10 protein-coding genes are annotated in these 11,183 nt (G+C 38.9%); 5 read left to right on the forward strand and 5 right to left on the reverse strand.

Annotated features, from left to right (window positions below; translation table 11 throughout):
* Positions 1–226: 226 nt before the first annotated feature.
* Positions 227–985, reverse strand: a complete 759-nt coding sequence (locus VB740_RS14655) for a Uma2 family endonuclease (protein ID WP_323200717.1) — start codon at positions 983–985, stop codon at positions 227–229.
* A gap of 137 nt (positions 986–1,122) precedes the next feature.
* Here VB740_RS14655 and VB740_RS14660 point away from each other — a divergent pair, with 137 nt between their 5' ends.
* Complete coding sequence (locus VB740_RS14660; RefSeq protein ID WP_323200718.1) at positions 1,123–2,532, forward strand: hypothetical protein; 1,410 nt, start codon at positions 1,123–1,125, stop codon at positions 2,530–2,532.
* Positions 2,533–2,622: 90 nt separating this feature from the next.
* On the opposite strand, the gene VB740_RS14665 is transcribed toward VB740_RS14660, so the two are convergent.
* Complete coding sequence (locus VB740_RS14665) at positions 2,623–3,303, reverse strand: tetratricopeptide repeat protein (protein ID WP_323200719.1); 681 nt, start codon at positions 3,301–3,303, stop codon at positions 2,623–2,625.
* Positions 3,304–3,431: 128 nt separating this feature from the next.
* Entirely contained in the window at positions 3,432–5,405 is a 1,974-nt protein-coding gene (gene acs / locus VB740_RS14670; protein WP_323200720.1) for an acetate--CoA ligase, read from the reverse strand.
* A 232-nt stretch (positions 5,406–5,637) separates the two neighbouring features.
* On the opposite strand from acs, the gene VB740_RS14675 reads away from it, so the two are divergent.
* From VB740_RS14675 to VB740_RS14690, 4 genes are all read left to right on the forward strand, one after another.
* Entirely contained in the window at positions 5,638–6,282 is a 645-nt protein-coding gene (locus tag VB740_RS14675) for a restriction endonuclease subunit R (protein WP_323200721.1), read from the forward strand.
* Between the two features lie 339 nt (positions 6,283–6,621).
* On the forward strand, positions 6,622–6,861 hold the full coding sequence (locus VB740_RS14680) for a hypothetical protein (RefSeq protein WP_323200722.1): 240 nt from the start codon (positions 6,622–6,624) through the stop codon (positions 6,859–6,861).
* Positions 6,862–7,042: 181 nt separating this feature from the next.
* The gene (locus VB740_RS14685; RefSeq protein ID WP_323200723.1) at positions 7,043–7,732 is read left to right on the forward strand and encodes a hypothetical protein; all 690 of its coding nucleotides are present in this window, start codon (positions 7,043–7,045) and stop codon (positions 7,730–7,732) included.
* A 67-nt stretch (positions 7,733–7,799) separates the two neighbouring features.
* Complete coding sequence (locus tag VB740_RS14690) at positions 7,800–8,243, forward strand: hypothetical protein (RefSeq protein ID WP_323200724.1); 444 nt, start codon at positions 7,800–7,802, stop codon at positions 8,241–8,243.
* Between the two features lie 493 nt (positions 8,244–8,736).
* Here the strand turns inward: VB740_RS14690 and VB740_RS14695 are convergent, their stop codons facing one another.
* Both VB740_RS14695 and VB740_RS14700 read right to left on the reverse strand, forming a co-directional pair.
* Positions 8,737–9,207 (reverse strand): orange carotenoid protein N-terminal domain-containing protein, encoded by a 471-nt coding sequence (locus VB740_RS14695; RefSeq protein WP_323200725.1) that lies wholly within the window; start codon positions 9,205–9,207, stop codon positions 8,737–8,739.
* Between the two features lie 991 nt (positions 9,208–10,198).
* Complete coding sequence (locus VB740_RS14700) at positions 10,199–10,690, reverse strand: orange carotenoid protein N-terminal domain-containing protein (RefSeq protein ID WP_323200726.1); 492 nt, start codon at positions 10,688–10,690, stop codon at positions 10,199–10,201.
* Between the last annotated feature and the right edge of the window lie 493 nt (positions 10,691–11,183).

Here is an 11,183-nt window from a genome sequence, read left to right on the forward strand (position 1 = left end):
GCTAACGCACCATCCGAAGATTTTGGTGCGTTACGGAAGCCGTAACACACCCTACTTAGATTTTTTCATAAATCAAATACTAGTCCTATATGCCCTAAAACTTTAATAAAAGTGCCGCGTCTGATGATTTTGGCAAATTCCTAGTCATAAATTTGGATAAAAATGTGGATGTCAGTACAATAATTTTTACTGGCAAAGTTGTATTATTAGTAGACGATAATATTTCTTAATCCAACATTTCTGGGTCAATCCCTAAAGCGTTGAGTTGTTCAGCTGAGAGCGATCGCAATTTCTCTACAATTAACTTACGCTTTTGTCGCTCAACTTCAGTGCGTTCATAACCCGTTAGCAGTAAATTTCCTTGTGCATCCCACCAGCGCAACCAAGGTAACTCTGCATTATGATAAAATCCTTGCCAGATTCCTAACTCTACGCCCATAGGAACAATTGGGTAATGCCCTCGTTCATTGGGTTTCATCAGTTGATAAGTATTATCCACTAGATGGTACACTTCCACCTGCGCTTTTGCTACTTCATAAATTCCATAATAAGGCACTCGAATAGCTTGCTCATAAACCCAAAATTTACCAACATTTCCACTTTCCCCTTGAGATGGTGGTGTGTTATCTCGTTCTTCTGAACCATCTCCAGAGACAAATTCCAGCACAATCAAGGGTGCAATATACTCCTTCCACAACACATAAGAACGCCGTGTTTTACCTTCAAGAGTCGGTGGTACATTGGATACATAAAACCAGTCTGGTGCTTCAGCCCCTTTCTCAGGAGGATCTGTCAATCGCCAGTAGATGCCTAAATCTTGCCCAATACAATATTGACTATCAGGATGGAGTTTCTCTAAGACAGGTGTAATCGAGTCAGTGAGTAAGATACTTTGCGGATGCTCTTGCCAGTTTTTCACAAAAGTACCATCTGAGTCTGGTAACTGGGTGTGGTCAGGTAAAGTTAATGCCGATAGCGAAGTCATAGGCTTTAACCGAAGGTTTCTATGATTTTCATTGTAAATTATGATTTTGTATACTACTGAAAGTTGGCACTTTTTTTATATTACAACTACAATACACTGCATAAAAGTAATCCAGGGAAAAAATGAACTCGTCTGACATGATTACACAGCCAAGCTATAGTTCCCAGTTAGATAACTTTGAAGCAAGTGTGTTAGGTTTTTTAACAGAACAAGGTTTACCAACTGAATCTGTATTAGTTTCAGTAAATGAGCGTGTAATTGTTTTCAGAAATCTCACCGATGTACTATCAAAGATTAATGATGAGCAAAAGCCCCGTTCTGTATACATCTCTAAATATATTGCTGCTGTAGCATCAGGTTTATTCGATGCAGCATTAAATTACTTATGGGACGAAACAATTTTAGAGTTAAGAAAGCGTGTATCTCAATATGATATTTCATATTTTTATGATAATGCCGTAAATAGTCCAGAAAAACGTAAAAATCTGAATTCAGAAGATGATTTAGTTAAAGTAAATGACAGTGAATTAATTGAGGGTGGCAGAAAGATAGGGTTAATTTCAGAGATTGGATACAAGCATTTAGATACAATCATATATATGCGTAATTGGGTGAGTGCTGCTCATCCAAATCAGAACGAGATTACGGGTTTAAACCTAATTTCTTGGTTGGAAACTTGTATTAAAGAAGTTATTTCTTTACCTTTGTCTAATGGAACAATAGAAATACAAAAATTTCTCAAAAATATTAAAAAACATAATATTTCCGAATCGGATGCTAAACAAATAGCAGCATTCTTTATAGAGCTTAACCAAGAACAAACTAACAATTTAGCATCAGGATTATTTGGCATATACACACGCTTAGATACAACACCACAGACAAGACAAAATCTTCATAGGCTAATACCTCATCTATGGGATAGAGTCGATGAGCAGGCACGTCAGCAATTTGGGACTAAATATGGCAGGTTTGTTGCAAATAATGATCAACTAGAAGCAAAGCGTGCCCTCGAGTTTTTGGAAATAGTTTCAGGCAAATCATATATTCCTGAAGCTCTTTTATCCGCAGAAATAGATACTGCTGTTGATAACTTACTTAATGCTCATCGCGGGTGGGATAACTTCAATAATGAGTCACCGTTTGCAAAAGCATTAGAGACACTTATTAATGACAAGGGACAGGTTCCTCTTCAAATACGTGAAAAGTATGTTTTGGGGCTAGTAGAAGTTTTTATTACTAATGGAAATGGAATTTCCCGCAATGCTGAAACTAGCTATAAGTCTCTCATTGAAAGATTCGACACAACTCAAGCAGTTATGGTAATTTTGTCTTTCAATAACACAATAATTGCTAGTAAACTTCAGCATAACTTATGTCAAAGTAAGTATCGTGAGCTTTTAAACATGATGAAATTAAAAGTTTCGGCTCCAGCAGTTAAGGAACTAATAGATGAAATTGAAAAATATAAAGGCCCATTACATAGGTTGAAAGAGCAATCGGATTTTAAGAAAAAAGTTGATAATATGCGAAAAATTATTTTTTAAAAGAAGTAAGTAACAATGTAGGGCACGTTAGTTTTAGCTACACACCCTACCTGTTCAAATATTTTACAGCATTGGTCTACCTGCTAATTTTCATGAAACACTAGGATCATCAGCAGTTTTAATCTCTCGCAAAATCCTTTCAACTTGGTTAACTTTTTCACCTCTATTCTGTTCTTTGAAGATATTTAAAGCTTTCTCTAAAGAAGATAATGCCTCGTCTTTTTTATTTGTTTGCCACAATGCCAGTGCAAAATTAGTCAGCCCCTCGCCATAATTAGGATTAATTTCTAGAGCTTTTTTATATTCACTAATGGCTTCATCCCAGCGACTTTGACTTGCGTAAATCATACCCATCGCATTGTGAGCTAGAGCGTATTTTGGCTGGAGGCGAATGGCTTCTTGATAAGAGCTAATTGCTTCTTCTGCTTTCTTTTGTCGAAAAAGCACATTTCCTAGTTGAAAGTGTCCGAAGGCATCGTCTGGGAATTGTTTAACGAATTTGCGTAAATTTTCCTCTGCACCTGTCAACTCTCCCTGATTAAATAAAGCATTGGCTTGTTGCAGCATCTGCGATCGCTCTGATGGGCCTGTGCCTGGAAACTGTGCTATTTTTTGTGGTTGTCTCTCAACAGACTGTTCAGACGAATGTAAAGAAGCTTTTGCATGAACCGCTGTCACTAATGGTGATATCACCATTACAGTTATGATACTTAGCGTCATGCCGCTAAAAGATTGAACAAATGCTGATTTCAGTTTGCGCTTTACGTTCATCGCCCTGAATGCCTCAATAATGTTCTAAATCTTTATCATAAATTGAGGTGCGTTATCGCGTAATACATCAGTAGGAAGACAGTAAGGGCGCACATACATGCGCCCCTATTAACCTCATTTGTAATAACTTACACGCCTTCCCGTAATTTATCCAAGACGCTTCTATCTTCCAATGTCGAAGTGTCACCAGAGACTTCTTGCCCGGCAGCTAGATTCCGCAGCAAGCGCCGCATAATCTTACCCGATCGCGTTTTAGGCAAAGAGTCTGTAAAGCGAATTTCTCCGGGACGAGCGATCGCACCGATTTCTTTGACAACGTGCTGCTTGAGTTCTTTACTCAGTTCCTCACTTCCCTGATAAGTACCTTCTAAAGTCACAAAAGCAACTACTTCTTCACCTTTGAGTTCATCAGGTTTACCCACTACTGCCGCTTCTGCAACTGCTGGGTGCGAAACTAAGGCTGATTCTACTTCCATTGTACCGAGTCGATGTCCTGATACATTCAGTACGTCATCCACACGACCCATTACCCAAAAGTAGCCGTCTTCATCTTGTCTTGCGCCATCACCAGCAAAGTAAGTATAGTTACCATCTTGGGGCGGGATATGTTCCCAATAGGTGCGGCGGAAACGTTCTGGATCGCCGTAGACTGTCCGCATCATTCCTGGCCAAGGATGTCGCACTGCTAGATAGCCGCCTTCGTTATTGGGTACGGTGTTTCCTTCCAAATCTACGACATCTGCAATAATTCCGGGGAAGGGAAGAGTTGCAGAACCGGGTTTGGTGGGAATTGCTCCTGGTAACGGTGTAATCATGATACCGCCAGTTTCCGTTTGCCACCAAGTATCAACAATTGGACAGCGATCGCCACCAATTACTTTCTGATACCACATCCAAGCTTCTGGGTTAATTGGTTCGCCGACGGTTCCCAACAAACGCAACGAAGAAAGGTTTCGCGCGTTGGGATGTTGTTCGCCCATCTTAATAAATGCCCGAATTGCCGTAGGTGCAGTATAAAAAATGTTAACGCCGTATTTTTCAATTACATCCCAGAAACAGCCAGGATTAGAAGCACGGGGCGCACCTTCATACATGATAGTTGTTGCACCGTTGGAAAGCGGGCCGTAAACTATGTAGCTGTGTCCCGTAATCCAACCTACATCTGCGGTACACCAGTATACATCTGTGTCTTGCAGGTCAAAGATCCACTTGGTGGTGATGTGGGTATACAAATTATAACCAGCAGTTGTATGCACTACGCCCTTCGGTTTCCCGGTGCTGCCAGAAGTGTAGAGAACAAACAGCATATCTTCGCTGTCCATCGGTTCGGCGGGACAATCTGCTGATACTCCTTTTTGCAAATCATGCCACCAATGATCGCGTCCTCCCAACTGCATATAAGTTTCCTGTCCAGTGCGCTTGACAACGAGGACATGTTCAACACTGGGAACAGCACCATCAGCTAAGGCTTTGTCTACCTGTGCCTTAAGAGGAACGATCGCATCTTTGCGCCAACCACCATCAGCCGTGATTACTAGTTTAGCTGTGGCATCAACTAAGCGATCGCGCAAAGCTTCGGCACTAAAACCACCAAATACCACACTGTGGGGTGCGCCAATTCGGGCACAGGCTAACATTGCGATCGCAGCTTCAGGAATCATTGGCATATAAATACCAACGCGATCGCCTTTTTCTACACCCAGTTGCTTCAATACGTTAGCGAACTGGCAAACTTCCCGGTGCAGTTGGGCATAGGTAAGGGTACGCGAATCACCTGGTTCCCCTTCCCAAATCAATGCTGCTTTATTTTTGCGCCAAGTAGTGAGATGTCTGTCAAGGCAGTTGTAAGAAATATTCATCTTACCGCCAACGAACCACTTAGCAAAAGGTGGTTGCCAATCTAATACCGTGTCCCATTTTTGGAACCATTCTAATTCTGTTCCCGCCAAATCTGCCCAAAATTGCTGTGGATCAGCTTTGGCTTTGTCGTAGAGGCGCTGATACTCTTCCAGACTTTTGATATGGGCATTCTGTGAGAATTCCGAGGTAGGATGAAACAGGCGATTCTCTTGTAGGATTGATTCTATAGTTGGTTGAGACATGGTTAATTATGAGTGCGATCGCTATTGTGATTAAAAACTATTCTTAGCCCAGTTGTGCTAGACAGTGTTTAGATTTTCGTTAAGCTAGATAGGAATTGCCGAGTTATTTAGTTTACATTGATTTTCATCTAGCAAAAGCAAGCGATCAAGAAAGTTAAAGAGGTTACATTGCAACCTATCTACCGCCAATGTTGCAAAATATAAGTAGTCTTGACAAGTAAAGCCTGAAATTATGACGCTCACCGTCGAAGCTAGCAGCTTATCTCTCAACGATGTTCATCGCTTTCTCAAACTAGAAGAACTTTCAGATGGTTCATTCACAGACTTCTTAAATTTAGAACCGTTGACAGAGTTTGAACAGCAAGATTTATTGCGAATTAGAAACGACTTCCGTCGTTATCTCAGGCTTGGTAAAATCTCTGAAGGGTTGGTTAAATTTCTAACGATCGCACCCTTCATGCGGCTAGCTGGATTTTACGATGTGCCGATTCGGTTGACAATGGAAGATAGCATTGCGATCGCAGTCGAAGATGAAGACAGAAGAATTACCGGGCGGATGGATATTTTAGCAATCAACAATCCTCAAAGTAATATTGCGCCGCCATTTTGGGTTCTAGTAATTGAAACAAAAAATAGTTCGGTCAATGTGATTGAGGGTTTGCCTCAATTACTCACTTATGCTTTTAAGAGTTTAGAGCAGCAGTCATCAGTTTGGGGTTTGGTAACTAACGGACAGCTTTATCAATTTGTTTATTTAAGACATGAAGTTCAGCCAATTTATCAGTTGATGCCATTATTAAATCTGACTGAATCTCCCGGTGCAATTAAGTTGTTACAAGTTCTTAAAAGCATCTGCAAGTTACCGAATTTTCAGTAAAATTAACGTATAATTGCGGGGCGATCGCTGATGTCTGAACCTGCTACTGTAGAATTAATCTCTGATGTTATTTCATGCAGTTCTAGTTTACTCCTAGCAGTAGCTAAAAGATTCGTGGTCGTAGGGGCGCAAGACCTTGCATTGCTGTAAACTTAAGCTAGAAATCCCTTCAGTGTTGTCCTCCTCACCCGCCAGAGAATAAATTCTCTGGCTAATAGCTTAAGTCTACTGAAGTAGACTCAAATTTTAGGGCTATTTTACTCATCTTTAGATGACTTTTGCTATGAGCAAGGAACTTCAGTTCCTTGCGGGACATTGGTTTACATTAAGTTGACACGTATGAAGGCCTTGCACCCCTGCCAAGAATCCCCGTCAATTTCTCGCGGGAAATGTCAATTCTGGTTTGACCGTGTAACAATGGAACTCCAGGGATTTTATTTACTTGATGGGAAGTATCAGAAAATCCAACCCACCACTGATGGACGTTTGTGGAGTCAGCAGTTAGAACTTAATTTGGGAGTTTATGAAGGTAAATTAAGATTCTTCACTACTGAAAATCAATTAATACTATCATTTTAATGACTAGCTAGAACAAGAAAGTTTACGCGCCCAACAAGCGACTGCGTGAGGTTTTACGTGCAAAAAGCATCTACCTAGAGAATATTTAATCACATCAGGAAATTAACGAGGGACATTTTCAAGTTAAGATTTAGTTATTAAATGTGTAAAAAAGCGTTATCTTCTGGAAGTAGGGCGTCGTTTGCAAGCAAAAGAGATTAAGTATAAGCTAAAGTCCCTTATCGAGCAAGCCTCCTCGATAGATCCTAATTTAGCGAGAAGATTAGATGAAATCAATCGTTGGGTAAAGAACATCAAGCCAGGTTCCCTGACTGCAAAACCCTTTGTCATTGCCTTTCTACTAGAGGTAATTACAGATTCCACAATTTGGCTGATAATCAAATCCTTACCTTCAGAAGAACAAAAAGCAAAGTTCGAGCAAATGACGCCGATTGAGAGATATTGGTATGGTTATCTGTTTCCTAGATGGTTTAATGCAAGTGACTCCAAGTTTTATATTTGGAAACAAAAATTGATGGCAGGCGAATTTAATCAGGTTGATGATGATATCATTAAATCAATAGCCCAAGATGTCGTCAGTCGAGAAGGTAGTTTTTGGCAGCGCTATATCGCCGACCTATCGATGGCAACAGACCTAATTGTTAGCAGTCGTAACAATCAACCACTTTGTATTCAAATTACCAGTGTCTCTGAAGAACTTAATCACCAAAAGTACCAAGCTTGGCAAAATACACTGCGATCGTGGGAAATAGAGAGAGGATTGTTCTTAAGTTACAATCCCAAGGATGCTAATTTTGTCAACCAGTTAGTCAACGTGGCCCTGTATAACAGTGATTACCTTTCTGGTGGCAAATATTTAAAGTTTTCGTGACTTTTCAGGAATTTCATATTTCAGGTTTGTGTCTAGCCTATATACTTACGTGCTAATTAGAGCTTTTATGGCTAACAAAAGAGAAACTCACTGCAACAATCAAGTAGATACATTTGCTGAAGCTTTAGCAACAGCGCGACAAATGCAGCAGAACTGGCTAACTTATGGTGTTGATTTTGTCAATATTTACGTTGAAGATGTGGAGGGAGACTGGCTAGAAACGTGGGGACATGATGAAATATTAGGTAATTCTCAATTAGATGCTATTAAAGAATTTTTGGTAAGTCATGATAGCGTAGCGGTGAAAGTAAGAGAGCATTTAGGAGAGCGATCGCTGTTTGATTTTGCCGTAAACTTAGAAGAATCGTGGAGAATTACTGAGACTAATGAGAGGTTATCTGCTGTAATAAATCTGTTAGCTGGTGAAGAAAATACTATTGATACAGATGACGACATCAGGTTATTGGATTTAGCAAATACTCTGGTGGTAAAGTTGTCAGAGATTTTGTGAAATTTTTAGTTGAGTAGTGGTAAATTCAATTTCCCTTAAACTATCGAGTTCGCAATGGTAATGTTGAGCTACTAAAAGATAATGGTAGCGATCGCATTATTTTGTTAATTTTTACAATAAGACAGTATTTAGGAGAGCGATCGCTGTTTGATTTTACAGTAAAAAACTTCACCTTGTCCTATCAGACATCCCTCTTGTTACTCTGACTTTCCACGTTATGTGGAAAAGTCCACGAAAAACCTAACTCCCTAACCCCCTTTCCGATGCGGGAAGCTACGGTGTACAAACGTTAAATTTTTCACAAGTAAAGCTTAAGATGTAGTTAATATGGCTTAAGCATTTGTTATCGTTTCTGAAGCTGGAGTTACTACAGATGAAGTTGTTATAAGTAACGATTAAGCTGTTGCCTGTAGAGCGTGGTCTATTTACCTGAAAATTGTTATAAAAATAAAGGTGAGGCATAACCCCACCTTTGATTGTTAAATCAAAAGTTTTACAGCACCCGCTTGAAGAAAGTCACTAAATCCTCAATGTTTGGTGTGTTAAGTAAATCTACTACTTCTGTAGCTTTTTCAGAAGGTATATAGTCATCTGGTACACCAATGATTGTAGTTCCCAAGTTTTGGGCTAATTGATACCAAAAAGCTAATTTATCATCGGCGTTCATTGAAGTATACTCTTCAGTAGGAATTGCTGTTTCCTCTGCTTTATCTTGGTTTAGCAACTGACGCAAAGCAAAAAGCTGTTCTGCCTGTGGTAGGTTTTGAATTTGTGCAACTAAATTGGCAGTCTTTTCGTTTGGCACATCATTAAGAGCGATGCCTGCGGCGGGCAAAGCCAACGCTGGAATTTCATCAGCAATTTCAGTATACAGTAACGCTAGAACCGTCAGGCGATCGTCTATATCCAAATTCTGAAATTTTGATACGCTTTGTTCTAAAAAATTGACGTTTGTAGAAGTCATAAACACCTCAAAGTACTTAACTACTTAATTAATTAAAAAAATATCAAATGAAAGTTGTAATCCTGCCTTGAAGAAACTTGATTCTCGCTTTGCTTGTAAACAATCCACACCAAGCAAATAGATGTCATTTTAGGGATTAATACTAATTTTTTATGACTCAAGCGTGCAGGAATTTATGTTAGTAGTGTATCTATTCTATTAGTGGGTACTGTATCATATCTTAAGTATTAAATAAGTTTTAGATATTCTTTAGCGTAGGAGTATACTACCGTCGGCATAGCCTCTATTTAAAGCATTAAAAACTAAAACTATCTATATAGGTTTTATCGCTCAAGATGTTTATCAGCCATAATAACCTATGCTAAATTAGCTATCCTTTTGTGTTCATTATAGATTTAATTTGGTATTAAATATAAAAAAGAATTAAATCTCCAATGAAAAAAGTCCTGTCTATCCTTCTTATAATCTCTATCCATTTTAAAGATATAACTTTAGATAAAACACTACACAAAGATATACTTTTAATACAATTAAAGCATATTTAAACCAACCAAAAGGTAGATTATTTTAAATATAATTACTTTTACTATATTGAGTACAAAATAAAGGGCGTTACGACTATAGGGTGCAACTGGACTAAGGGCATAGATGAACACAGAGTAAGAGTTTTAGTTTTGACTCTGTATTTATTTATCAGAAAAAATATAGACGCCAGTCATCAAAACTTAACTTTATATTAAGCGACTGGCGAATATGGGAAGCTTTAACAAAAGGGATATAATATTCTTGCCCTTTTCATGAGGACTATGCTGCATACCGCAGGCTAGAGTTGGTAAGGCTACGTTAACACCAATCACCTAAACCTAGTGGAGAGTAAAGATATTATGATTCTTGAATTCTTCTACTACTACCAAATGAACTTGGTATAACAGCCATCCTCATTCTGGGACTAAAAAGGTAGCCTGAAGCAAGCTAAACAACTGCAAAAATGCTAAATTTCAGCACCAGCTTTAGCTTCGGCACCCATTGGCGAAACATAATCACGGAAAAGAGTAATCTGTTGCTCAAACTCTAATCCTTGAATTCTGCCAAACAACGCTTGACACTCTGAGGGAAGTTCATAGTCAGAAGGTACAGGAATGATAGTACCAGTATCCATACCTTGAGATAATCGATACCAAAATAGTAGCTTAGTGGTATCACCTAAAGAACCGTATTCACGAGAAATTTGGGTATCTACTTTGTTAATCAAGTCACGCTGAACTTGTAATTGTTGTTCGTGAGATAATTCTTTAACTTGGTTAAACAAACCTTCAGCGATTTCTGGGGAAACAGTGCTAGCACCAGGAGCAGCTGGTGTAATTGAGCCACCCATTTCTTTGTAAATGAACCAAAATAAAGCCAGTTGTTTATCCACATCCAACTTTTGCCAAGCTTGAACATGTTCACGAATAGTTGGATCGCTAGTTTGTGTAAATGTCATTATTAACTCCAATTGCAATTAATCAATTTCATTAGCAAGATTATCAAATGTACATTTAACGTTTTACCCTACTGAAGACAGATGTATTGGAATCATAAAGAAGAATAAATTGTAAACAGAACATAAATTGGGCAAAGCGTAGTCCTGCATTAGAAGTATTACAGTTAGAGAAAACCTAAGTTAGGGCAGGGGAGCAGGGGGAGGAAAAGTTGTTGTGATTCTAAAAATTGGATAATTTGTTTTTTGGAATTCCCTAATATTAAAGAAACCAGAATAATGCTTGGTAAGAGAATTGGCAATTGCAATGCTGCCAAATGGAGACATTCTCAGGAGATATTTCGGTAGATAGATGCTGGCTTGATTTATGACAGTGCTTAAAAAAGCACTGACCAAATTGGCGACATTAATCTATTAACATCGACATCCATACCATATATATATAGGACTTACGCACTGTACAAAGTAATCATCTTGTGTATCAACGTAAAGGCGT

The sequence above is a fragment of the Nostoc sp. UHCC 0251 genome (genome assembly GCF_034932245.1).
GTDB lineage: Bacteria > Cyanobacteriota > Cyanobacteriia > Cyanobacteriales > Nostocaceae > Nostoc.